This window comes from Paenibacillus sp. UMB4589-SE434, assembly GCF_030226685.1.
Classification (GTDB): Bacteria; Bacillota; Bacilli; order Paenibacillales; family Paenibacillaceae; genus Paenibacillus_B.
The window spans coordinates 543,932-568,273 of sequence record NZ_JASOYK010000003.1; the positions used below are offsets into that span (position 1 = coordinate 543,932).

At 45.8% G+C, this 24,342-nt stretch carries 22 protein-coding genes; 13 read left to right on the forward strand and 9 right to left on the reverse strand.

The features are described from left to right. Window positions 1–59: 59 nt before the first annotated feature. Together QP775_RS15130 and QP775_RS15135 are read left to right on the forward strand one after the other, a co-directional pair. The gene (locus tag QP775_RS15130) at window positions 60–737 is read left to right on the forward strand and encodes a tetratricopeptide repeat protein (RefSeq protein ID WP_285107209.1); all 678 of its coding nucleotides are present in this window, start codon (window positions 60–62) and stop codon (window positions 735–737) included. 282 nt (window positions 738–1,019) lie between these two features. Further along, complete coding sequence (locus tag QP775_RS15135; RefSeq protein WP_239329950.1) at window positions 1,020–1,196, forward strand: hypothetical protein; 177 nt, start codon at window positions 1,020–1,022, stop codon at window positions 1,194–1,196. Window positions 1,197–1,426: 230 nt separating this feature from the next. Here the strand turns inward: QP775_RS15135 and QP775_RS15140 are convergent, their stop codons facing one another. From QP775_RS15140 to QP775_RS15170, 7 genes are all read right to left on the reverse strand, one after another. Next, a complete protein-coding gene (locus QP775_RS15140) occupies window positions 1,427–2,194 on the reverse strand; it encodes a zinc ribbon domain-containing protein (RefSeq protein WP_285107213.1) in 768 nt (255 codons plus the stop codon). Between the two features lie 137 nt (window positions 2,195–2,331). Continuing rightward, window positions 2,332–3,276, reverse strand: a complete 945-nt coding sequence (locus QP775_RS15145; protein WP_239329948.1) for a helix-turn-helix transcriptional regulator — start codon at window positions 3,274–3,276, stop codon at window positions 2,332–2,334. Between the two features lie 137 nt (window positions 3,277–3,413). Then, window positions 3,414–4,616 carry a response regulator gene (locus tag QP775_RS15150; protein WP_285107216.1) on the reverse strand — a complete coding sequence of 401 codons (1,203 nt, stop codon included), beginning with the start codon at window positions 4,614–4,616 and terminating at the stop codon, window positions 3,414–3,416. A gap of 40 nt (window positions 4,617–4,656) precedes the next feature. After that, window positions 4,657–6,540, reverse strand: a complete 1,884-nt coding sequence (locus QP775_RS15155) for a cache domain-containing sensor histidine kinase (RefSeq protein ID WP_285107218.1) — start codon at window positions 6,538–6,540, stop codon at window positions 4,657–4,659. A gap of 68 nt (window positions 6,541–6,608) precedes the next feature. Next, window positions 6,609–7,406: a carbohydrate ABC transporter permease gene (locus QP775_RS15160; RefSeq protein ID WP_285107300.1), complete on the reverse strand. Its 798-nt coding sequence runs from the start codon at window positions 7,404–7,406 to the stop codon at window positions 6,609–6,611. 103 nt (window positions 7,407–7,509) lie between these two features. Next, window positions 7,510–8,400: a carbohydrate ABC transporter permease gene (locus QP775_RS15165; protein WP_239329941.1), complete on the reverse strand. Its 891-nt coding sequence runs from the start codon at window positions 8,398–8,400 to the stop codon at window positions 7,510–7,512. 144 nt (window positions 8,401–8,544) lie between these two features. Beyond that, the gene (locus QP775_RS15170) at window positions 8,545–9,903 is read right to left on the reverse strand and encodes an extracellular solute-binding protein (protein ID WP_285107220.1); all 1,359 of its coding nucleotides are present in this window, start codon (window positions 9,901–9,903) and stop codon (window positions 8,545–8,547) included. Between the two features lie 373 nt (window positions 9,904–10,276). On the opposite strand from QP775_RS15170, the gene QP775_RS15175 reads away from it, so the two are divergent. From QP775_RS15175 to QP775_RS15225, 11 genes are all read left to right on the forward strand, one after another. Further along, window positions 10,277–11,479 carry a peptidase gene (locus QP775_RS15175; RefSeq protein ID WP_285107222.1) on the forward strand — a complete coding sequence of 401 codons (1,203 nt, stop codon included), beginning with the start codon at window positions 10,277–10,279 and terminating at the stop codon, window positions 11,477–11,479. Window positions 11,480–11,670: 191 nt separating this feature from the next. Further along, window positions 11,671–13,368: a DUF2339 domain-containing protein gene (locus tag QP775_RS15180; protein WP_285107224.1), complete on the forward strand. Its 1,698-nt coding sequence runs from the start codon at window positions 11,671–11,673 to the stop codon at window positions 13,366–13,368. 182 nt (window positions 13,369–13,550) lie between these two features. Then, complete coding sequence (locus QP775_RS15185) at window positions 13,551–13,733, forward strand: hypothetical protein (RefSeq protein ID WP_285107226.1); 183 nt, start codon at window positions 13,551–13,553, stop codon at window positions 13,731–13,733. 180 nt (window positions 13,734–13,913) lie between these two features. Continuing rightward, complete coding sequence (locus QP775_RS15190; protein WP_481857273.1) at window positions 13,914–14,519, forward strand: YkoP family protein; 606 nt, start codon at window positions 13,914–13,916, stop codon at window positions 14,517–14,519. A 56-nt stretch (window positions 14,520–14,575) separates the two neighbouring features. Next, window positions 14,576–15,364: a polysaccharide deacetylase family protein gene (locus tag QP775_RS15195; RefSeq protein WP_350338974.1), complete on the forward strand. Its 789-nt coding sequence runs from the start codon at window positions 14,576–14,578 to the stop codon at window positions 15,362–15,364. Window positions 15,365–15,606: 242 nt separating this feature from the next. Further along, window positions 15,607–16,935, forward strand: a complete 1,329-nt coding sequence (locus QP775_RS15200; RefSeq protein ID WP_285107232.1) for a DUF4367 domain-containing protein — start codon at window positions 15,607–15,609, stop codon at window positions 16,933–16,935. A gap of 137 nt (window positions 16,936–17,072) precedes the next feature. Continuing rightward, window positions 17,073–18,302, forward strand: a complete 1,230-nt coding sequence (gene alr, locus QP775_RS15205) for an alanine racemase (protein ID WP_239330677.1) — start codon at window positions 17,073–17,075, stop codon at window positions 18,300–18,302. Window positions 18,303–18,525: 223 nt separating this feature from the next. Then, window positions 18,526–18,807: a CopG family ribbon-helix-helix protein gene (locus tag QP775_RS15210; RefSeq protein WP_028545885.1), complete on the forward strand. Its 282-nt coding sequence runs from the start codon at window positions 18,526–18,528 to the stop codon at window positions 18,805–18,807. Window positions 18,808–18,810: 3 nt separating this feature from the next. After that, entirely contained in the window at window positions 18,811–19,161 is a 351-nt protein-coding gene (locus QP775_RS15215) for a type II toxin-antitoxin system PemK/MazF family toxin (RefSeq protein WP_028545886.1), read from the forward strand. Window positions 19,162–19,637: 476 nt separating this feature from the next. Next, the gene (locus QP775_RS15220; RefSeq protein ID WP_239329924.1) at window positions 19,638–21,869 is read left to right on the forward strand and encodes a Tex family protein; all 2,232 of its coding nucleotides are present in this window, start codon (window positions 19,638–19,640) and stop codon (window positions 21,867–21,869) included. A gap of 176 nt (window positions 21,870–22,045) precedes the next feature. Continuing rightward, window positions 22,046–22,366: a hypothetical protein gene (locus tag QP775_RS15225; protein WP_239329922.1), complete on the forward strand. Its 321-nt coding sequence runs from the start codon at window positions 22,046–22,048 to the stop codon at window positions 22,364–22,366. A gap of 15 nt (window positions 22,367–22,381) precedes the next feature. On the opposite strand, the gene QP775_RS15230 is transcribed toward QP775_RS15225, so the two are convergent. After that, window positions 22,382–22,870, reverse strand: coding sequence for an HPP family protein (locus tag QP775_RS15230; protein ID WP_239330675.1), 489 nt, complete (start codon window positions 22,868–22,870; stop codon window positions 22,382–22,384). Window positions 22,871–23,165: 295 nt separating this feature from the next. Continuing rightward, window positions 23,166–24,341: an MFS transporter gene (locus QP775_RS15235; RefSeq protein ID WP_285107240.1), complete on the reverse strand. Its 1,176-nt coding sequence runs from the start codon at window positions 24,339–24,341 to the stop codon at window positions 23,166–23,168. Window position 24,342: the final 1 nt, after the last annotated feature.

Here is a 24,342-nt window from a genome sequence, read left to right on the forward strand (position 1 = left end):
AATTATATCCAAGATATGGTATAATATTCGTAGTTTAATAGAGGGTGTGGATAAAATAGATGAGTAAATTACTAGGCTTTGGATTATTGTATTGGCTATTTGGCAATCCTTTTATCGCGATTATTGCCTTACTTATTATTGCGTACATGCTAGAGCGCAGGTATGTAGGTTTATCCCCAAGTTTCATCCGGCCAATAAAGCGTATGCAACGAATCGGGAAATTGAAGCAGGAGCTGAGTGCAAACCCACACAATGTATCCTTAAAGCACGAGTTGGGGAGGCTGCTGCTTGAGCGTAAGCGTTACCGAGAAGCGCGGGAAGTATTGGAGCCGATCCAAGATCGAATGGAGCATTCGGCGGAATATTGGGACGACTTAGGAACAAGTTATGTCCATACCGATGACGAAGAGAAAGGAATTCAAGCAATTTTGCAAGCGTTGGATATAAATCCGCGTGTAAAATACGGACAGCCTTATCTGCGGCTTGCTGCTTTGTATGCCCGTACCGATAAGGACAAGGCGCTTGAGGCTCTTCAAGAGCTGCATATACTGCATTCTTCTTCGTGCGAAGCCTATTATCGCATGGGACTGCTGTATGAAGAGATGGGCCGCAAGGATGAGGCCAAGAGGTCTTGGAACGAGGCGATTAGCATCTATCGCGCCTTACCGAAGTATATGCGCCGTAAGGAACGAGCATGGATGCTGCGCAGCAGATATAAAGCAATGAGCTCCTCGTAAGATAGCAGGACTTCTAGCAGATTATGAATACACTAAAGGTCAAGCAATGGAACAAAGCCAATTGGTTAAAGAGGATTATGGAAACGTTTTACCAATTATATTAGGGTGGATGGCGGAGGATATGGGAGCATTATTTTAAATGAGGATAGCTCTGCTGCTCTCAACTAAGCTCAGCGCAGGAGATCCCCTGTTATGCTTTTACACTGCATTTTCTTAAAGCGGCGATGTTCGATATACTTGAATAGTCCTATTAGGAAATCTTTACTAAGAAGGAGTGATTCGGTGTTATTAGCAGAAGCGGAACGTCGTCATGAAATCATGAAGCGCAGCATTCAACAATATGTGGTGCAGGAAAATCAAGTGGGTTTGAGCAATCAAGAGCAGTTTTTGTTCAAATCGATGATTAAACAATTTCATCAGACTATTCACGAAGCTCATACCCCAACCGAACCTAATTAGGTTCCAATCTCCTATCGGTTACGGATTTCTGTTCTGTTCTATTACGATATATATGCAACGCGTTTGAGTCTCTAATCTGGAGCAGATTAGAGGCTATTTTTTTGCGATCGATACTCCAAACTGAGCAGCGGAATGAACGAGGCGCAGCCAAGACTAAGGGCCTCTTTGCTAATACTTTGCTGGTACAATACCAAGGATATATCCGGCAAAAAAGCCCCAATCCGGTCCGTTTACTTCACGGCAATAAAGATTTCTACTTGCGCTGCTTCTGGGTTCATGCTGCGTTCGTTATACAATTCGAAGTCGCCTGTATAGGTACGAACATTGCCTGGCTGCTGCGACCAGTTCCATATCGCTTGCCAAGCTTCGACAACAACTTCAACAAGCGGCCCGGTCCGAGTTACAAATACAGCATAACGTGCTGCTGGCACCTCAAATACATTTGCTTGATCCGCTTCTGCCATAGCACTGTTGGTCTGCTTCTCCTCATCTACACATTCCATACCGAGTACATAATCATACTCACCTGATGCATCACTTTCGTAATGAGTATATAAAGAGTAGATTGGTTGAGTTGGCGGGCTTTGCTGCTGCGCCCAAAAGTCCGACCATAACCCCGCAATGACGCCAGTACCTGACATTTCTTTGAGGTTAGTTGTGCGTGCGCTAGTGCCGCTAATAAAGAAGCGATCCAGTGTTTCGAATCTATCAGGAGTTAATTCTGGGATTGGACGCCCGCCTTCTTGCGCCTGCCAGCGTTTGAGTGACGGCAGCGAGTGTTCCAGTAATTTCTTTGCTTCCTGTTCTGGCATTCCTTCGCCAACTAAGATCGGCAGGCAGAAGTTAATCATATCCGCAATCTTGAAATCGGGTTGTGTAAACGCGCCATCCTGATAGCAATAATGGCAATATTGAGGATCAGGTTCCCTTTGTGAAGTCGTACCGTACAATTTTTCATCTTCCATAGGCATTCCGCAGCTTTGGCAATAAAGGGTCATCGTCCTTGTCTCCTTTGGTTTATCGAATGTTATTTATCAAATAATGAGCCAGCAAACAAGAAGCAGCTGTGTTTCATAAAGCGAGTATAACGTAAGTAACCTGACAACTGGTTGTCAGGTTACTTACAGCCGTATTTTTATTTGTCTCCATCATATAATTGCTGAATATGTTGAGCCATAGCACGTATGCGTTCCCTTACATGAATCGGTTTAATGACGGTTACGTTTGTGCCAAAGGACAGCAGGAAGCCATACAACCACTCGTCTTCAGGGTAATGTAGTTCCACTCGCAAAGAACCATCATCAGCTGTATACAGTTCGTCGACACCGAACCGTTCTTCAGCCATATACCTGGCTTGCGGTGTAAAAGCAAGTTCAAGTCGAATGAGGTTGTCAGCTTTGTGCCATTCTTCATCCCAAGGCTGTGCTTCTAGATCGACGGGACGGCGCTTAAACGATTGCCTTGCCGTATTCAACTCTTTGATACGGTATAGTTTAAAGAAGCGGAATGCTTGCCTTTGTGTGCAGTATGCATACAAATACCACTTCTGACCTTTCATGACTAGGGTATGAGGCTCGACGGTTCGCTCCGTGACAGTTCCTGCCGCATCACAATACGTAAACGTTACCTGTGTTAACGTCTCGATTGACTGCTTAAGCAGCGCGAGTTTCTCCTCGAATTTATGTTGGTTGCCCCATGGCGTAAGATCAATTCGATATTGACTGGTCTTGAACTGAAACGTCTCTGCCTGCGCAGGCGGGATGATGCTATGAATCTTCTCGACCAGCAGATGAGTGCTGTCTGTCTGATGGGCGGAAGCCAAGCTTTGTAAGGCAGTAACGATGGAAGCTAGCTCATCGTTACTTAGAAGGCTGCGATCAAGCCTGTAGCCTTCTGCAATACGAATACCGCCGTTTGACCCCTGCTGTGTCACAATCGGGATGCCAGCCATGTTCAGTGAATCAATATCGCGGTATATCGTGCGTACCGATACCTCAAATAGTTCAGCCAAGTCTTTAGCTTGTACGGAACGACGATTTAATAGGACAATTACAATCGATAGCAAGCGATCAATTTTCATAGTTGTTATGCCTCATATCTTAAGTTCTTAATCTTGCAGAAGGGTTGTTACTTGGTTTGTCTAGTATCTTATCTTATTAAGGTTTAGTGGGTTTAGTGCGTTTAGTGCGTTTAGTGCGTTTGAAAATACAAATTCACCTATTGATCCGTTATTGTATTATGAATATTGATTTGTGGCTGCTCACGCTGCTGTCGGTATTCCGTCGGTGTCATCTCGAACTTTCTGCGGAAAAGCTGAGCGAAATGCCGTATATCCTGATACCCGATGCGAGCTGCGATATCTGCGAGTCTTAGTCCTGTGCTGGACAACAGCAGCTTGGCTTGATCCATACGAAGACTGATCAAGTAGTCTTTAAAGCCTTGCCCAGCCTTCTGTTTGAATAGCTGACTGAAATAGACTGGGTTCAGGTAAACGTAGGCAGCCATCCGTTCCAAGGATAAGTCTTCGTGAAAATGAGCTTTCATGTACTGTACCGCAAGCTCGATTGCACGTTCACCGCCCCATTCCTTTGGCTCATAGACTTGCGCGGAAGCAGTCAATCTTAGCTTCCTTAATTGCTCAGGTATTAATCCAAAGTCAGACATCTGAGCAGAAGGTAGCACTTGATACGGGACCTTTACGATCCGTTTCAGCTGAGCCTTGATGGATTCCGTCAGATTCAGCATATCACATGCTGAGTGTAACGTAACAAGTCCCAGCAAGTTCTGTTTATCAAAGCTGACAACAAAGCCGTGTCCATGCTGATCGATTAATTCCGATAAAACGTTCTCAACCATAAAATGTTCTACATGTGTACTACGATCACTATTTAGGTTCACCATCAGAAGATGGAATGCAGCATGGCGCTGTATAAGGGGGCGCATATCAAAGCAGCCGATATCAAGACCTGAGGCCCAACGTTGAAAGATGGCCTCGCGTAAATACTTTAAGCTCGATTTTAACTCGGCAGCATCTAAAGACAAAGCTGTTTCATTTTGCCATTCGCCATGGAGTCTGTCTATAACCGCGATTATTCGCTCTTTGCCAATCGGCTTGAGCAAGTAATCTTTGGCCCCTAGCCGAATGGCCTCCTGCGCGTATGCGAATTCTGAGTGGGCAGAAATCACTACCCACTTCATACGGGGAGTCCGTTCAAAAAACAGCTTCATGAGCTCCAAGCCAGTCATACCCGGCATCAAGATATCCGTCATCACCAAGTCAATCGAGTGCGAGCGAAGCACCTGAACAGCTTCTTCAGGTGAAGCTGCGATGAATAAGCGAAAGGAGGGAGCGTGCTGTTGGATGGTCCGAACCATTCCCTCTCGAATGACCTTTTCATCGTCCACAATCAAAATGTTCATAGGCGGCTCTCCTTACAAGATGATGTCTCCCAAGCATGAATCAAGGCCTTTTTGTCGAAGGTAATACGTGTTCCGCGGAACCGGATGGAAGCGGCATCGAGAGCCTGATTGTGGTGCCTTTCTCTTCCGTGCTATCTAGTTGGATACCGAAGTTCTCCCCATACATAAGGACGAGTCTGCGATGAACGTTAAGCAGTCCAACCCCTTTTCGGCCTTTGCGTTCCATTGCAATTGCTGCTGCCGGCTCCGTGTCAGGCTTCACCGCTTGGAGCGTGACTTGACGAAGAGCTTCTTGCAGCTCGGTTAGACGATTTGCCACGATACCAATTCCGTTATCTTGAATGATAATATACAGCGCCTGGTCTGAAGCTTGACAGTACACGTTCAATTTGCCTTCCACTGGTAAAGGCTCCAGCCCATATTTGACCGCATTTTCAATAATGGGCTGGAGCGTCATCTTAGGCAGTGGAGCATCTAAATACTGCTCATCTATATGGATGCGCAGACTCAGCCTTCCCTCTAAGCGAGATGCGATTATCGTTAAATAATGACGCATTTGCTCCAGTTCCTCGCGCAAGGTAACTTGGGAAGAATCCTCCCAGTTGCTGCTGTAACGGAACAGATGGGAAAGGGATAGCACGACACTGCCCAACCTATCATTTTCTTTCTCGTCCAGCATCCAGTAGATCATATCCAGTGTGTTATATAGAAAATGTGGGTTCACTTGGGACTGGAGCGCTTGAAGCTGCGCGTTCTTCTCGCTGATAGAAGAGACTTTCACCCGCTCAATCAGCTCATCCATCTGATTGACCATTTGATTAAAGGAAGATACTAAAATATTAATTTCTTCATAGGACTGTACTTGCAGTTCACCTTTGAAATGTCCTCTTTCTACACGACGCATCTCATGGATGAGGCGTTTTAAGGGGGAGGATATCGTGCGCGAAACAAAAATAGCCAGAGCCATTGCCACCACGATCAAAATTGAAATAACAAGCAATAAATAATTTTTCGTCTGATCCAGCTCAACATTCAGATCCTTCTCAGGTGTTTCGCTATACACGATCCAATCGGCCATTGTAGGCTTGGCGGCGACGAGCATGTAGTCCATTTGTTGATTCACAAGTACATCACGTGAAAGCAGCAAGTTGGCCAGCTTGGCATAAGAATTAGACGGAGCCAGCCCCCGATCCATTGCAGTTGGATCTGATTTGGATGTAGAGCTGCCTTTGGTGGAGGCTACAACGACACCGTCTCTAGCTAAAATCGTGACGTCGCTATTCGCGCTTAGTCTTAAATTATCCAGCGCGGACATAATGGGGGCCGAGTCCATCTCGATTAATACAATGCCTATTGGCTTATGTTGGGTTAGGTCGTACATTTGACGTCCAAAAGCAAATACCGATCTGGTCTCCATCCGGTCAATAATAGATTGGTCGTATACGCCCAACCAGATCAATTCTCCGTTAGACTGCTTGAGCTGGCGGTACCATGGGCTTGACGCATAACTTTGATCAATTGCATTAATGTAATTTTCATAGCTGTAGAAAGAGCCGGTATACGACATTACATGAATGCCGATGATGTCTTTGCGGGAATAGTAGATTGCTCCGAGTAGATTGGTAATGGTACGGGTATTAATCATGCGCAGCGCCGAATCCGTGACACGGGTATCGGCTATGAGACGCTGAATATCCAGGTTTCCGGTAATCGATTTGGTTAAGCTGTCGTAGCCTTTCAGAAGCAGGTCATAATAGTTGACGGTCTGGGATACACTTTTCTCTGCGATACTGCTGATCTTTGTATGGAACAAGTCGGTTGCACGCTTGTAATAGAGCACCGACACGATGAGCAGCAGACTCATCATGCTAATAAATAATAAGATAAACAATCGGCCGTGAATGGTGCGGAAGCCGCGTGCCATAACGATGAACCCCTTTCAGGATAACAAATGGACACCTTTCCACACTTGTATTCGACGTACGCGGCGTCTCATCCTTTAACGGCTCCTGCTACCATTCCTTTTGTAATTCGCTCCGACAATAAAAAGTAAATGAGGATCACGGGCAGTGCACCCAATACTAGAAAAGCACCGATCGCGCCATAGTTGACGGAGTATTGACTAACGAAGCTGTAAATGCCAAACGGCAGCGTCTTTAACCGCTCGGATGAGATAAAGGTGGCCGCCAAAATGTATTCATTCCAGATTGAAATAAACGTTAATATACATACGGTCATAACTGGCGGCAGTGAGATCGGAAGAATAATAGTACGGAAAGTGCGATAGACGCTAGCTCCATCCATGACTGCGGATTCCTCCAATTCATGCGGGATCGATTTCATAAAGCCGCTTAATATAAAGACAGCAATTGGCGTAGAGAAAGCAATGTAAGGCAGAATGAGCGATAGATGTGTATTCAGAATGCCGATATGTTTGAAAATGACCATCAGCGGCAGCAGGGTAGACTGGAGCGGGATCATCATACCGACAAGGAACACAGTCATCACGGCCTGCCCGTAACGCCAGCGGAAGCGTGAGATGGCATATGCGACCATGGCACTTAGTACGATGACAGCAGCCATCGTGACGGAAGTAACCATGACGCTGTTCCACAAGTATTTAAAGTATTTCCCGCCCTGCATGGCATCCGCATAGTTATGCCATTGGACAACAGCGGGCAGCGAGAAGAAGCTGCCCGACAAAATTTCTTCGTTGGTCTTTAACGAATAAAGGAGCAGCCAGAGCAGTGGATATACTTGCGTGACAAACAAGACGGACAGCAGCGTCATGACAAGTCCCTTTTTCCAGGACCAGCGTGACTTGTTCTTGATCGTAAGCGGTTTGACCGCTTCCATTCGCAATTGATTGTTCATACATCTCTCTCCTGACGAGTTAAGAATGTCGTTTTTCCAATGTGCGGAACAACGCATTAATGAGCATAGTTGAGATGAGGCACAACAGCACGAGGAATACGGCGATCGCGCTGCCATATCCATATTTCATCGATAAGAAAGACATGTTGTACATATGCGTAGAGATGACATCTGTCGCGTGTGCAGGTCCTCCCCCGGTCATGACCATAATCATGTCAAATGCCTGCAGGGAGCCAATAAAGGCCAATATGATGGAGATTTTAAATACTGGAATCATTAATGGAAACGTAATATGGCGATCAGCTGTCAATCCTTCGGCACCATCAATTTGTGCCGCTTCATAGATTTCGCTCGGGATACTGGTGACACCCGTAAATTGGATCAGCACATGGTAGCCTAGATACTGCCACAGTGCAACAAAGTACAGTGCAATCATCGCAACCTCAGGATCGGTGAGCCAGGACTTGGTCCACGTCTCCAGACCAAACGTGATTAGAATCTGATTCAGCATCCCGCCCATTGAAGCGGGATCATATATCGTTTTCCACAGTTGACCGATAATAACGACAGATAAAATAACAGGCAGGAAGTAGCTGGAGACGAGAAAGTTAGGGCGCTTTAAGTAACGGCATAACAAGATGGCAATACATAATGCAACGGGGATCTCAGCCATAGAGAAGACGGCAAACAGCAATGTGCGCTTGACGGACGGCCAGAAGACCGTATCGCTAGTAAACAGCGCCTTAAAGTTATCGAGGCCCACAAATGCAGCCTCGTTAATGCCATTCCAGTCAAGTGTTCCGGTATAAACAGAGACAAGAATCGGGACAAACACAAGCGCTGTGTAGAGCAGGAGACAAGGGAGTACGAAGACAGCGATGGTCCTGGCCGGAACTTTTAACACATTCATAGTTGAAGCCTCCTTGAACATAAGTGTCTAGTAAAATTGAATAGGTGGTTAAGTGTTAAAAAGGCTGATTGAAAAACAGGAACAGCGATAAAAAATGTGAAAGGGAACGGTATGCTCCCTCTCACATTGTGTGGTCCTTCGTCCTTATTGGCTGTTCGCTGCAAAAGCTGCTTGATGCTCGGCAGCGACTTCCTTTGCATCCTTCTTCTGTACAAATAAGTTCTGGATACTCGTCAAGTGGACCTGGGCTGTGCCTGGATTAATCATATTATCAAAGGCGAGGTCACCGCCTTTCACATTTTCCGTCAGCTTAAGCAAATCCATTGCCAGATCCGAATAACCAGCTGCTTTAAAGTCGCCATCAACTTTTTGGGCAAGGCCAACTGCATTTTTCAGATCAAAATTAACTTTGGGATAGTTCACCATGAAATAATTCAAAAATGCTTTTGATTCTTTTAAATGTTTGCTATTTGCAGAAATGGCAAAGGCGCTTCCAGGGGCGAGCATGTATTCATCGACGTTCCCTTTCCCACCAACAGTAGGGAACTTAAAGGCGCCAATCTTGCCCGCAACAGACGAATCATCGATCCCACCAGTTGCCCAAGTACCCATAAAGTACATGGCGGCCTTCCCGGATTTAAACAAGTTCTCGCCTGCATTGTAATCAAAAGAAGTCGCGCCATCTTGAAAAGCGCCTGCCTGTACAAGATCCTGAAACTTATTAACAGCTTCTTCAAAGGCCGGATCGTTAAACGTACGTTTTTTGTCCAGAACATCTTGTAGGAAGCCGGGGCCTCCATTCGTGCGCAGCAGGATGTTCATGAACAAAAAGGAGCCGGTCCACGAATCTTTTTCCCCGATAACCATCGGTTGAATGCCTGCCGCTTTTAATTTTTTTACGACGTCAATCATAGCTTCAAACGTTGTTGGCACCTCAACACCTGCTTGAGCGAACATGTCCTTGTTGTAATACACGACTGCGGTATTGTTTCCGTCCGGCAGCGCATATACGTTTTGATCAAAGGTGTAATAGTCCAGAATACCAGTTAGAAACGTATCCTTAAGGCCGTTCTGATCCAGTATGTCATTAAGTGGAGCCAGCAGTCCGGCATCCACGAAGGGCTTCATTTGTTCGTTGGGGTTTACGATCGTAATGTCAGGAACTTCTTTGGATGCAGCTTGTGTTTTTAATTTCAGTTTCTGCTGATCCGTATTTAAAGAATCAAGTTCAATTTTGATGTTTGGGTTTGCTGTTTCGAAATCGCTTACAATTTTCATCATCATTTTGTAGGAGGGCGTGTTCGGATCAGGATAGATGTTCTGGAACGTAATCGTCACTTGTTCTTGTGTGCTCTGCTTGGGCTGATCAGTGGTTGCTCCACCCGAAGTTGTTCCTTTGCTGTCTGTCGGAGATGAATTCGTAGTACTACCGCCGCAAGCCGTCAAGCCTAGCGTTAAGATTAAGGCAAGCGTGAGGAGCAGAAACTGAAGTGGCTTTGCCATTGTGTAGTTCCCCCTTAGTTCAAATATATCTTTATTATCCGTGCACAGACATACAGGAACAATGCGTGAAAATTAGGATGTTAGGTGGGATTTCTTAAGGGGTTATGCAGGCATGGCATATCCATCCTTAATGGCACGGTCAAAATGGTAGAAGTGAACATATTCAAGATCGGAATAGAATCTACATTTTTCTTGAGCTGGCATGTGATTATTCCATCTTGCGTGGTTGTTTGGGAAATACTTCATGATTTACTTGTGAAACATTTTTCAGAAACGTACCGTCTAGGGATTTGAACAACAGGATGCTCAGCAAGATCAACAACATTAAATTGCGAAAGCTCTAACCTTAGACACACCAATGGAGGAATGACAAATGAACAAAATGTACAAAGTGTTGACAACCGCAACTATACTGGCGATAGCAGCCATGCCGTTAGCGGCAAGTGCGCAGAACGGAGTACCTGTTAAGAGTGATTCCACAGTCCAACAACAGAAAGCAGTTCCAGGTACAATGGGATTCATCACCGATTTTGTGAATGATCATACAGGTAAATTTATTACAGTAACAGGTCGTGGCCTTGCTGCCACAGATCAAAGTGAAATGGTATTATCCCTCACCAAAAATACGAAGATTATCGATTCCAAAGGAAAAACAGTACCTCTAAAAACGATTATCGATGAGAAAAAGGTCGTAAAGGCATTTTATACAGCAAACGGTACGGACAGTACACGTGGAACCGCTTTGACACTGGTCGTTCAAGATCATAGCTTTGCGGCTATCTTGGGCAAAGTAACAGAAGTGCGCGAGAATGGGATCGTCGTTAAAGGGGCAGATCTCTACAATATGAATATGGAAACGATCGTTCTACACTTTGCAGATAAAGCGCAGCTCTTGGATCAGGATGGTAAAGCGATCAAGGCTGGTGATATTCAACCGGGCATGACCGTTAAGGCCTTTTACGGTCCAGCGGTTGCAATGAGTTTGCCGCCTCAATCGACAACAAATTACGTCATGGTTGATACAACAGATGTTCAGGCAGATGCTCCGGGAACAGCCGGTATCATTACGAATGTTACGGATGGCAAGCTGACCGTAATCGGCAAGCCTCTGGAAAAGGGCGGCGTGAACTATGTCATCCTAAGCATAGATGAGAATACTCGTATTGTGAGCGAAGACGGAAAGCCATTAACTAAAGAAGCATTGAAGGCTGACGTTCGTGTGGAAGCCCGTTATGGCGAGGTGCTTGCTGCCATCTATCCGGCGCAAACACATGCAGAGTCCATCGTGGTTAAAACGGCAGAAACGAAGAAAGTGGAAGGTACAATCATAGCTACAGATCGTGCTGGTGAAGGACAAGTATATGTAAATGTTGGTTCTGATCAATCGACGGATAACGATGTTATCTTGAACATCTCCAAAGAGACGACAGTCATCCCTGTACTTGGCGGAGACATTCAATTAAAAGCGGGCATGAAAATTGTAGCTTATCATTCTCCAATAATGACAAAATCGCTGCCGGGCATAACAAATGCTGAAATTGTTATTGTAACGGCAGACGAGAATTCGTCTAAGTAATAGGGCCATCATATACTCTAATGATGAAAAAAGATGGATAGATGTAACGTGTGCTGAGCAGTTTGTTCCTAATATGTAGGAGCAGACTGCTCTTTCATTTTAAAAATTTTGTTATAATACACCCATACAGCACAGCAGCATATCGCCGAAGGGCTGTACGTCAAGCAATTCCTTTATAAAGGGGGATTCATATGGATGTAGAAAAAAGAATCGAGCGTCTGGAATCCAAGGTCAGGCACCTGGAACAAGAATTGGAGCTGCTTCGTGGTGCTGTACCAGATATGCAGTCAAAACAGCCTGACCACGTTGAAAATGTTGGCTTACTTTTGACGATGTCAGATTCTAAAACAGCAGGACAAACCACATCGCTCCCACATAAGCCAATAGAGAAGCCGAAGCGGGACACAGATTGGGAACATCTGCTTGCCAGAGTATGGCTGCCCAGAATATTTATTGTGGTGTTGCTGCTAGGTGTGCTGTGGGGGTTCATGGCTGCAGTTTCCGCCGGGATTATTACAGAGCCGATTCGCTGCGCGTTAGGTATTGTAGCAGCTGTGGCGATGTATATCTTGGGTCTGGGACAAATGCGGAGTGGGCGTGTTGGACTTGGGCAGGTGCTGTTGGGTGGTGCGAACGTGATTCTGGTGTTGTCGCTATTTGCCGCACATATGCTGTACGGCCTTATCCCATCGACTGCTGCTTTCCTTTTGTATGTGTTATCCATTGGTATTGGGGTATGGACTGCCACACGTTATCGCTCTCAGACTTTGATCATTACGATGATGCTGTCAGGGTATCTGGTTCCTTTTCTTGTGGTTTCGGCTTCACCAAATCCATGGGGATTCGCAGGGTACGAGACTATATTATCCATAATTTTATTGCTTATATCAGTTGCCTTCCAATTTCGTATAGCTGCATCATTAGCGGTTGGCATGCTGCATGTACCCCTTTTTTTCGCTTATGTATCAGGCTACTTTGACGATAGCCGTTATGTGTTTATGCTGGCTGTCGTGGTGCAGCACGCTGTATTTTTCCTAGTTTCTTTATGGCTGACTTATCGCCAGCGATTTGTGCAAAGCAGAACGCTATTTGCCGGGTTTGTGCTTATGGCCATGTGGCTCTTTGTGATTTATGCGCATAACTCGAGTATGGTGTACCCGGCTATACTTGCTGCGTGGTCCATCTTGTATACGTTTACGGCCATCTGGGTGCACAGCCCTAAGCGCTCCGCAGTTGCTTATATAGCGATTGCTACACTAGGCTGGCTGCTGTGGCTGCTGCATATCGTGCAGGCCGACTATGCGGCAGCTGCCGTAATAGCAGAAGGTGCGATTGCATTTGTAATGGGTGTTTACGTGCGCAGCAGGTTCCAGCAGATCATGGGCGCTATGATCTTGCTGTTTGGTGCAGTTGGATTGATGCAAGATCCGATTATGGCCGTGTTGTCGCCAGAGTCGTTGTCTTGGATCGTATTGCTGACGATTATACCTTTACTGTATCAATTCATAAGGAAGCGTCAGGAACCGCGTGGTCTACTGCCATTTGTACAAGGGTTGATGTGGGCGGAAGCGCTTTTGATTCTATATTTTATTACACAGCTAACAGAAACGGTAATGATGACTTATACCTATGATTTGCGCCACCTTGTTTTATCTGGCGTGTGGATCGTGTATGCAATTACAGTCATTATTATAGGTGTAACATTTAACAAACGCAGAGTAAGGCTAGCAGGTCTGCTATTTTTATTTTTAACGTTAGTTAAAATTATATTTGTGGATATGCCTGGCGTATCCGTGGCGGTCAGGGCTGTATTATTTATCGGTCTTGGCGCTGCTGGGATCGTCGTGTCACGATTGTTGTATCGACAGAAATCTGATCCAGCCTCTTAGTGAAATAAGCCGTTGTCTCTTCTGATTGGAAGAGATGACGGCTTATTTTGGTTTGAACCCTGTTTATCAGAAGAAGCAGGCCTTAATTGTAAACGTAAGGGTTTTGTAAGAAATAAGAAACAAAAAAGAAAAGATTGTTCCTTAAAGTAGAACAGAGGAAGAAACAGTTAAACGAAAGAGAGATGGTACGAGTGGTTAAATCAAAACAGGTGCTGAGATGGACATTTATTATAAGTGTTGCTGCTATGTTGATTGACGGAGTAATTTATTCTATTTCGGGTGCCAAGGGAACGCTGGTGGCGCTTGGAGTTGCCATTGTTCTCAGTGTAGTGAGCGGGTTGGGCTTGATTGCAAATAGAAAATAAGTACCTGTAAGGGTTTATGCGCATGCAATCGTCAAATAGACGTTAGATAAGAATCGTTAGACTACTTCTTGTCTGTATCCTCGTAATTACAGTGGGCTGGGCAGGAACGAGATCTGGAGCAAGTTTATGTTCTCAAACCGTTCATTTGAACGTTAGGAAGTTAGGCACATATAGAAAGCGGTGAATGTATTGAGTGTCATCAGGAGAGCTATCAGAAATGGATCACAATGGGGATGGATGTTGTGGGAATCCATGTTTGACCAAATCACTCGGATGAGGAGTGTATCTGTTACCAGATATGGCATATGTAAGCTTGTGGTGAAAAAATATCATGGGACTAACATTCAGTGCAGCAATGGTGAATGGATACGATCTGGAGATTGGGTCGGTGAAATTCATTTAGATAACAAACAAGTACTGGAAATGTCACGCTCTATTGGCTCTGACCGAGCAGCCATAAGAACAGCAAGAATGCTGCGTACAGCGATTCAACAGATCAGCGATGCGATGGAAAACAGACCGGAGCTTGCGAATGTATCGGCACTAACGGGAATTACATTGCTGCATCGCGGAATTATTCGCGGATTAGGGTTTGAACTTCACCCACTGCCTTCCAAGCTGTTTACGTTTATTTCTACTTATTATCTTCGCTGTCTGCTGAGAATGCTTCATCCAGAAGGAAAGCAGCGTGTCTCGCAAAATACAGAAAAGCTTGTGCCGATGATGCTAATGATGACCAAGCAGTCTTTATTGGAGAAGCATGGTAAAGTAGGTGTTCCATGCTGACGTTTATATTACTCGTGTGTTTAACGTTACTGTGTATTTATATGCTGGTTCCATTTGTGATAACGAGAATATGCGGTATTGGCGCAGCTATTCAGGGCAAGCATCAGAGGAATGTCGCGTTGACATTTGACGACGGTCCCGACCCTTACTACACTCCTAGATTGCTTGATATGCTAAAGGAGCATGGAGTTAAGGCAACATTTTTTGTATTGGGCAGTCGAGCGGAATTGTACCCGGAGCTAATTAAGCGTATGCACATGGAAGGACATCAGATTGGCATTCATAATTACTCGCACAAATCGAATTGGATCATGACTCCTTTTTGTGTGAGGCGCCAGCATATTGAACGTTCTGCTGCCATCGTGGAGCAGATCACTGGTGAGCGCCCTGCGTTCTATCGCCCGCCTTGGGGACTGCTTAACCTAGGTGATTTGTTCTTGCTTCGCAAGTCGTACCAGGTTGTACTCTGGTCCGTAATGGGGCGAGATTGGAAGCTGCAAGCGGATGTAACACGATGGAAACGTTACATAGCTGAGCAAGTACAGCCAGGCTCTATTATACTGCTGCACGATTGCGGGAGTACTTTGGGAGCAGATGAAGGGGCTCCGGGCCAAATGCTGACTGGGCTTCCCTATTTGTTGGAGGACATTCGCGCCAAAGGTCTGCGCTGTGTTCGTGCGGACGAGATGCTCGCCAAAAATAATTGTTCCTACAGTCAGCTTTCAACAAGTATCAACACTCGTACAAAGTTGCTAAGTGGTATTGAACGAGGTGCCAAAACCTCTTGGAAATACGAGGAGGCTGCCAATAGCGCATCTGCATACCCAGTGAAGACGATACGATAAGAGGGGGGATGAGCTAAGTGGTTGATATTAAAATGGCTAAAGAAGTGGGGGAGTTTATAAATTGTTGTATGTATTCCTTCTATCGTTTTAAAAAAGGGAACCCTTTGCTAAACTTGTCACGCTTGTCAGGCTAGTCTGCATAATTGGCCAAGTACCCACATAGACATGTTATCAGTGATGAAGCCAAGCCGGTAATTATGCCGCTGCAGGCGTCGAATTTACATGTCAGAGGGGATGATCTCATGCGTCGGATCACATGGGTATTGGCCATCGTGATGAGTGTTACGCTTCTATTGGCCGGATGCGGTCAGAAGGACGCGTCCGCCGTGGTCAAAGAATTGGACCAGAAGATGAGCAAGTTGCAAAGTTATGAAGGCATAGGTACAATGACGCTCCACTCCGGGCAACAGCCGCTTCAGTACAAAGTAGAGGTGAAGTATCAAGATCCTACTTATTATCGAATTGAGCTGACGAACCCGAAGAAGGATATTAAGCAAATTGTGCTTCGTAATGATGAAGGCGTATTTGTTCTTACACCGAGTTTGAAGAAGAGCTTCCGTTTCCAAAGCGATTGGCCGGATAACCAAGGACAGGTTTACTTGTATCAGACGTTGATCCATAGCATTTTGGCAGATAATACACGTCAATTTGCTACGGAAGGTGAAAGTTATGTGTTTGAGGTGGCGGCCAACTATCAGACCGATTCGCTGGTGAAGCAGAAGATATGGCTGAACAAAGGTGATTATAAGCCTAAACAGGTTCAGGTTACGGATGCTGAGGCGCGTGTTGTTGTTGAAATGCAATTTGATCAATTCAACTTCGACAAGAAATTTGACAAGGAAGCTTTTGATATGCAGGCTAACATGACAGCCAGCGCTAATATTGATCCGCTGCCGGTCATTACAGATGCAGCTAAAGAAGGTGCTCAGCAGCCGGTAGCAGCAGGCGAGGGCACGAAGGACGGCGATAAGCCGGTAGCAGCAGGCGAAGGCACGAAGGACGGCGAGAAGCCAGTAGCAGTAGGCGAGGGCACGAAGGACGGCGATAAGCCAGTAGCGGCAGGCGAAGGCACGAAGGACGGCGATAAGCCGGTAGCGGCAGGCGAAGGCACGAAGGATGGCGATAAGCCGGTAGCGGCAGGCGAAGGCACGAAGGACGGCGATAAGTCGGTAGCAGTTGAACCGAAGAAGGAAACCGGCTCCGGTCCGGAAGGAGAGCCGAACTTAGCCATGGGTCCTTTTGGTATTATCACACCTTCCTATGCACCTGACGGGGTTGCGATTAAAGAGAGTCTGGAAGTACCAAATAGTGACAACCATGCCGTGCTGATCCGTTATTCAGGCACGTATACGTATACCTTGATGGAATCTCGTCCCAAGGATGTAGAAGTAGGTGTCATATGGGGTCACGGTATTGATCTTGGCTTTACGCTAGGACAGTTGACTGGTGATGAGCAGAAGTCGCTCACCTGGATGTTTGAGGGCGTGAAGTACCGCTTGACGTCCAGTGACCTTCCACAGAATGAGATGGTAAAAGTCGCGCAATCCTTGGTAGATCAGCCTGGAAAATAAAAAATGTAATGCATTCATCTCTTTAACTTCCATTTCTTATTTCTGTGTTGTTCGTTGACAGTCACCCTGTTGGGCATTAACATAAGTTTGTTAACGGATTGATACGGAGTGAGATGAGAGTGAAGAAGGTGACTGATATGGAAACGTACTATCGTCCGACGCGGGCAGAAATTAGCGTAGATGCACTGCGTCATAACATTAAAGCGTTTCGAGAGGCACATCCGCACGAGGTGAAGTTAAGCTTATGTGTGAAGGCCAACGCCTACGGTCACGGTGCAATTGAAGTTGCGCGAGTGGCCGAGCAGGCTGGCGCAGATTATTTGAATACAGCGTTTTTTGATGAAGCCATTCAACTGCGGCATTCTGGCGTTGTGATGCCGATCCTCATACTAGGCTACACGCCGCCGGAAGGGATTCCGACGGCGTTTTGCCATAACATAACATTAAATGTGTTCTCGCAGGAGGTTCTTGAAGAACTGGAAAATGTTAGTCCTGCATTAAGTGCGTCATTTGGTGGACGGCGATTGAAAGTCCATGTTAAGATTGACTCCGGCATGGGTAGACTCGGATTACGTACACCGGAAGATGCGGTGGCGTTTATGACACGTTTGTCGGCGATTGATGGCGTAGAAGTGGAGGGGGTATTTACCCACTTTGCTTGTGCCGACGAAACGGATAAATCATACACAACGATGCAGCATCAACGTTTTCAAGCGGTCTTAGAAGCGTTGGCGCAAGCAGGACTGCTGCCCCCTGTCATACATGCAAGCAATAGTGCAGGAGCCATTGATACACCGCAATATGCACATAACATGGTGCGTATCGGGGTTAGTTTATATGGCTTGTACCCTTCTGCCGAGGTCAACCATCAGATTATCGATCTTCAGCCAGTACTTGCATTAAAGACCCGGGTTATACATGTCAAGAAGGTTGAAGCAGGTGAAGCTATAAGCTATGGGGCGCGCTACCATGCGCAAGCAGGCGAATGGATTGCAACTATTCCTGTTGGCTATGCCGATGGTTATTCTCGCTTATTGACAGGCAAGGCGGAAGTGCTCATACGCGGCAAAAGAGTACCTGTCGTTGGCACCATTTGTATGGATCAATGTATGTTGTCGCTTTCAGCACTTGGTGAAGATGCGGCGAAGATACAGACCGGTGAAGAAGTGGTCCTGATCGGGGCGCAAGGAAGTCAGCATATTTTAATAGATGAAGTTGCTGATAAGTTGAATACGATTCATTATGAGGTAGCCTGTATGTTAGCACATCGTATTCCACGTGTGTATGTGAGTGCAAATGCGCCAGATCTTGTTGTGAACCCTCTATGGCACTCATCATCGGATGCGTCAGACTGCTCATCATGTTAGCAGGTTCCTAAATTTACATGAAATTGATCATGCTAACGGGAAGGAATTTCGGCAGTTGGGCTCGAATACAGAGTAGGGTTGCGAAATATTTCGTATTGCATGGAATTTGCTCCTAGATCAACATACTTGATCTGCATGAGGCATATATATGCTTTTGTATAAATTTTCTATGGATTGACATAATGGTTACTAGGTAGGAAAGGTTTTGGGGGTGCGAGGACAGGTGGCCAACATTCAGAACACCAAAAGGATTATGATCAGCTTGCCCGACCAATTGTTGCAGGAAGTGGACGGCATTGTTGCTATGGAGAATTCTAATCGTAGTGAATTTATTCGACAAGCGATGAAATTGTATTTGAATGAACGCAAGAAGCGTCATATTCGTGAATCAATGCAGCGAGGCTATATGGAAATGGCCAAGATTAATTTGACGATGGCATCCGAGGCGTTCTATGCGGAAGAAGATGCAGATGGCACGCTTGGCCGTTTAGTTAGCGGGGTGTAGACATTGATCGTAAAGCGCGGCGACGTTTTTTTTGCCGATTTGTCACCCGTCGTTGGTTCGGAGCAAGGAGGGGTACGTCCCGTCCTTGTCATTCAGAATGATATTGGCAACCGCTTCAGCCCGACTGTTATTGTAGCCGCAATTACTGCACAGATACAGAAGGCGAAGCTTCCGACCCATGTGGAGATTGATGCGGCTACTCATGGCTTTGATCGGGATTCGGTCATTTTGCTGGAACAGATCCGTACGATTGACAAGCAGCGTCTGACAGACAAGATTACGCATCTTGACGAAGAGACGATGCGTAAGGTGGACGATGCGCTGCAGATTAGCATCGGCTTAATTGATTTCTAGTAGGTACATTAGTTAGAGAAGGGATTGGCGCGTCGAGCCGATCCCTTCTCTTTGTATCTATAGGTAGAAGTGCGTACGTGATCATCCATATAGGAGTATTGCTCTACTCTGCATTGTTGACGCTGCATATGCATCCGACACAAAGTATAACTGATGTGGTTTGAGATCTGGTCAGAGATGGACAGACAATGAGTGCCAATATACTACAGAAGACTAACCCTTAATAAAGTTTTCAGATGTGTTTCCTATCGTGGTTTTTTTTATTCTTTAATATCCGTACCTGTTCACTGCCTAAATCAAAGCAGAGAGGTAGAAGAAATGTGTAGCTGCAGTATGGACATCGAGCCATTTGCAAGTGTTAAAGTTCTGGAGAAGCTGACAATACATAAAGAGTGGATTTTATAGTTAATTTTTGCGACAATAAGGGATAAGCTTGTAAAGGGTTACACGAACAGGTATGGAAAGGAAGTTTATACATGACCGTACGTGATGAAACGAAAGAATACAAGGCGTTGGATGCGTCGATTGAACAGATGAAAGCAAGCGAACCAGAACGTTTGCTTAAGCAGCTCATGGCTGAATTGTCTCTTGGGAAGGGACAAGTTCAACGTACCATCGAGCTGTTGGACGAAGGAAATACAATTCCATTTATTGCTCGTTACCGCAAAGAAATGACAGGTGAGCTTGACGAAAACCAGCTTCGTGCTATCGAAGAACGACTTGGGTATTTGCGTGGATTAGAGGAACGTAAGCGGGAAGTGCTGCGTCTGATCGACGAGCAGGATAAGCTTACGGATGAGCTGCAGCAATCTATCGTGAAGTCAATCAAGCTGCAAGAAGTAGAGGACTTGTATCGTCCTTATCGCCAGAAGCGGAAGACACGGGCAAGCGTTGCTAAGGAGCGCGGTCTGGAGCCGCTTGCGAGCTGGATACTGACTGAACCGAAGACTGGTAGTGTAGAGGCAGAGGCAGCAAACTATGTTGATGCTGACAAAGGTGTCGAAAGTCATGAACAAGCACTTCAGGGAGCGCTTGATATTATTGCAGAAATGATCGGAGACGACCCTGATATACGTAAATGGGTCCGCCAATATACGTTTGATCAAGGCATTTTGCGTACGGAAGCGAAGGATAAAGAGCAAGAGACCGTATACGAAATGTATTATGCCTATCAGGAGCCTGTGAAACGCTTGCCATCACACCGCATTCTGGCCATTAATCGCGGCGAACGAGAGGACATATTAAAAGTCGGCCTCGATGTGCCAACTGAGAAAATAGCGGCTTATATGGAACGCAAGACGATTCGTGGGGCATCTATCGTTCGTAATTTGCTAATCACGACGGCAGAGGATGCTTACAAGCGCCTAATTGCGCCGTCTATAGAACGCGATGTGCGCAATGAACTGACGGAGAAAGCAGAAGAACAGGCGATTCAAGTATTTGCGAGCAATTTGCGCAGCCTGCTTTTACAGCCTCCGGTTAAGGGGAAGACAGTGCTTGGTGTCGATCCGGCTTTTCGTACGGGCTGTAAGCTGGCAGTGGTTGATGATACGGGCAAGCTGCTGCAGGTGGCGGTCACTTATCCGACGGCGCCGCATCACAAGGTAAAGGAAGCGGAACGTACCTTTACAGAACTGGCTGATCGTTACGATGTGGAGTTAGTCGTTATTGGGAATGGCACCGCATCGCGTGAGACAGAGCAATTTGTGGCCGATTGGATCAGCAAACGTAAAGCGGAGAAAGGCGAGCTGCTGCAGTATGTCATTGTTAATGAGGCCGGAGCGAGTGTATACTCGGCTTCCAAGCTAGCACAAGAGGAATTCCCGGATCTGGATGTTGCAGAGCGAAGTGCGGCTTCGATCGCACGCCGGATGCAAGATCCGCTGGCTGAGCTTGTTAAGATTGATCCAAAAGCGATCGGCGTAGGACAATACCAACATGATGTGGCACCTAAGCGGCTTGAAGAAAGCTTGGGCGCGGTTGTGGAATCGGCCGTAAACCATGTTGGTGTGGATGTGAATACCGCGTCACCATCGCTGCTATCTTACGTTTCAGGAATAAATACAACTTTGGCCAAAAATATTGTCAAGTATCGAGAGGAAAACGGCAAGTTTACAGAACGCCGACTTTTGCAGAAAGTCCCTCGCTTAGGGCCAAAAGCGTACGAGCAGTGTATCGGTTTTATGCGGATTACGGATGGGATGAATACGCTCGACAGCACACCGATTCATCCGGAATCGTATAAGGTAGTTGCGCAACTCTTTAAGCAGCTTGGCGTAATGGACAGTGCAATCGGAACAAAAGAATTGACGGATAAGCTTGCTCAAGCAGATGCTGCGGTTCTTGCTGATCAGCTTGGCGTAGGCATTCCGACATTAAAGGACATTGTGGACAGCTTGCTCCGTCCAGGGCGTGATCCGCGCGAAGAACTTGCGCCGCCAATCTTCCGTACGGATGTGCTGCAGATCGAAGACTTAAAACCGGGCATGGAGTTGCAAGGAACGGTTCGTAATGTGATCGACTTTGGTGCGTTTGTAGACATTGGGATTAAAAATGACGGACTGGTTCATATTTCACAACTAAGTGGCCGCTTCGTTAAACATCCGTTGGATGTTGTATCTGTGGGAGATAACGTAACGGTATGGGTACTTAGTGTGGATCTTAAAAAGGGTAGAGTCGGATTAACGATGCGGGCACCGGAGCAATAAAAGGAACTCAAAATAAGCTGTACAAAGTACAATTTGTGTAAAGTTAAGCCTACCTGTCTTGAAGACAGGTAGGCTTTTTGCTATTGAGATAGGCGCTCGCCCTGACACTGCCACCTAAATGTTCATATGCTACAGTTAGGCAGATATGGACTCCTATAAAGGGGAGGGATGGGACTATGGCGAAACGCTGCAGGAAGAGTAACAGAGGGATATCCGTCAGTAATCCACTTCTGGCGCAATCCCAACTCTCCGATATGGCGGAGAACATCACCAATAATAAATATGAGCTGACATCCGACGATCTTGCCTTAATTGCAGGTTACCTAGGAGCCTTTGGCAGTATTATTGCACTTGCTTCCCTTATCAAGGCTAATCAAGAGAAAGCGGAGGAAGAGCAAAAGAAAGATGAACAGAAAGATGAACCGCTTAATACAGAACAGATCGACGAAGTTGTGCTAGCCAGCATCAAGAGGCTGAAGCAACGAAAGAAGCTGTAGCCTCTTGCTCAAAGGTTAATACCAGAACGTCGGGTAGCGTCTTCCGGGTTCCAGATTATTGATTAGCAGGGCGAGCAGGACGATAAGGAGTGAGCCGATCAGCACGGGGCTGACTAGATATGACCAACTGCAGCCAGCTGTGATAACGACAATCGGATCGGCACCTGCTGGGGGATGAGTCGTCTTGGTGAGCATCATGGCACCGATAGCAACGCCAACACCAAGTGCAAGCGTCATCGGACTTGACCCAAATAAATGATACACACATAAGCCGATACAAGTGGAGATCAAATGCCCGCCGATAATGTTGCGGGGCTGCGATAAAGGCGCATCCCAAAGTCCAAAGGCCAGGACAGCACTGGCACCGAAGGGAGCCATTATCCACAGTGTTGAGGTCCAACTGCTTAGAGAAGCGAGTAACAAGATCGAGATGAGCCCGCCGGCAAACCCAATAGCCGACGAGCGCAGGGATACTTTAAGTGGTGACCGTGCAGCAGTAGACATTTTAGTCCAATAGCTGCCTGCTTCCGTTGAAGCTGGAAGAGGCGCAGGAATCGGAGGTGCAGCGGGTTGAGATTGAATTTGGGACTGAGACATGAACAATCACTCCTTTGAAAAACATAAAATAATAAATACATAGGTTACTAGTTATTTATTAAAATATAAATGTGATTTTTATTCATGTCAAATGATTTCTTATTTTTTAAGCTCACGCTAAGGGATGAGGAATATATGATTGCCCCACTTAAAAAAGACGGAATATAAATTTAGTTTCACCCTAGTACAGTCCATTTCATATTTATTTAGTAGCAATAGGGGTTCCAGTCCTAATGCTGATTTTTTTAAATAGCAAGATGGCAAGAAGTAAAGCTATGCTTACAGCAGCAAAACCCAGCCAATTCAAATACAGGACAGATGTACGACTGATGACAAGCCCGCCTAATCCTGATCCCAGTGCAAAACCAAATTGGATGAACGAAGTATTTATGCTAAGGGCAATGTCCGGATTTCGAGGCGCTAGCGTAACCAGATATAATTGCTGGGCAGGGGAAATACTCCACGTTGCTAACATAAAAATCATTAACACTAAAATTAATACAAAGAAATGGACACCTGCTAGAGCGAATAAAAGAAGAGTCGTCCCTTGTAACAGGAGCCCGAGACAAATTGTAAATTTCGATCCCTTTGCATCTGCCAATTGTCCGCCCACTTTTGATCCGACAAAGCTGCAAATTCCCGCCAGGAATAGAACACCGCTAATTTCGGTTATGGAAAGAGAGGATGTGGCTTGCAAGAAAGGCGTTATATAAGTGAACAGTGTAGAATAGCCGCCGATATAAAATAAAGTAATAACCAAGGCAGTCAGAATTTTTGGATTCCTTAAAATGGAGAGCTGCATTCTGAGGGTAACCTTTTCTTCTTCTTTGATTGCCGGAACCTTTTTATAGATAATAAGTAATGGAAGAACACTTAATAAACCGATTAAAATAAATAGAAATCTCCATCCAAACATCTCACTAAAAAATGTGCCGATGGGAACACCGAGCACTAGCGAACTGCTAAGCCCCATCAAAATGATACCGATGGCATTGCCCCTTTTTTCTTTTTCAACGAGTCGTGTCGCTACTGCCATGGCTACTACGGTTGTGATTCCTCCACTAGCCCCTTGAATAATTCGTACCCATAGTACTGTTTCGTAAGCAAGATCTACAAACATAAGTCCGTTGCTGGCAATAAACACAATAAGGGTGGCCATCAGTAGCTTCTTGCGATCTGCATTTATCGTTAATGCAATCAAAATCGGAGCGATTATGGCCGCTGCAAGAGCAAACACAGTTACCAGTAACCCGGCTTCGGAAGTAGATACTCCCAAGTCCAAAGCGATCATTTCAATGATTCCTGTAATAATGTATTCAATAGTTCCGATTAGAAAAACAGCCAGTGCCAGGACATAGATGATCCCTTTATTTTTCACT

Coding starts and splice junctions, on each gene's coding strand:
- QP775_RS15130 (WP_285107209.1), top strand. CDS start 60: ATGAGTAAATTACTAGGCTTTGGATTATTGTATTGGCTATTTGGCAAT.
- QP775_RS15140 (WP_285107213.1), bottom strand. CDS start 2,194: ATGACCCTTTATTGCCAAAGCTGCGGAATGCCTATGGAAGATGAAAAA.
- QP775_RS15145 (WP_239329948.1), bottom strand. CDS start 3,276: ATGAAAATTGATCGCTTGCTATCGATTGTAATTGTCCTATTAAATCGT.
- QP775_RS15150 (WP_285107216.1), bottom strand. CDS start 4,616: ATGAACATTTTGATTGTGGACGATGAAAAGGTCATTCGAGAGGGAATG.
- QP775_RS15155 (WP_285107218.1), bottom strand. CDS start 6,540: ATGGCACGCGGCTTCCGCACCATTCACGGCCGATTGTTTATCTTATTA.
- QP775_RS15160 (WP_285107300.1), bottom strand. CDS start 7,406: ATGACGCTGCTGTCCGTCTTGTTTGTCACGCAAGTATATCCACTGCTC.
- QP775_RS15165 (WP_239329941.1), bottom strand. CDS start 8,400: ATGAATGTGTTAAAAGTTCCGGCCAGGACCATCGCTGTCTTCGTACTC.
- QP775_RS15170 (WP_285107220.1), bottom strand. CDS start 9,903: ATGGCAAAGCCACTTCAGTTTCTGCTCCTCACGCTTGCCTTAATCTTA.
- QP775_RS15175 (WP_285107222.1), top strand. CDS start 10,277: ATGAACAAAATGTACAAAGTGTTGACAACCGCAACTATACTGGCGATA.
- QP775_RS15180 (WP_285107224.1), top strand. CDS start 11,671: ATGGATGTAGAAAAAAGAATCGAGCGTCTGGAATCCAAGGTCAGGCAC.
- QP775_RS15185 (WP_285107226.1), top strand. CDS start 13,551: ATGGTACGAGTGGTTAAATCAAAACAGGTGCTGAGATGGACATTTATT.
- QP775_RS15200 (WP_285107232.1), top strand. CDS start 15,607: ATGCGTCGGATCACATGGGTATTGGCCATCGTGATGAGTGTTACGCTT.
- alr (WP_239330677.1), top strand. CDS start 17,073: ATGGAAACGTACTATCGTCCGACGCGGGCAGAAATTAGCGTAGATGCA.
- QP775_RS15220 (WP_239329924.1), top strand. CDS start 19,638: ATGACCGTACGTGATGAAACGAAAGAATACAAGGCGTTGGATGCGTCG.
- QP775_RS15225 (WP_239329922.1), top strand. CDS start 22,046: ATGGCGAAACGCTGCAGGAAGAGTAACAGAGGGATATCCGTCAGTAAT.
- QP775_RS15230 (WP_239330675.1), bottom strand. CDS start 22,870: ATGTCTACTGCTGCACGGTCACCACTTAAAGTATCCCTGCGCTCGTCG.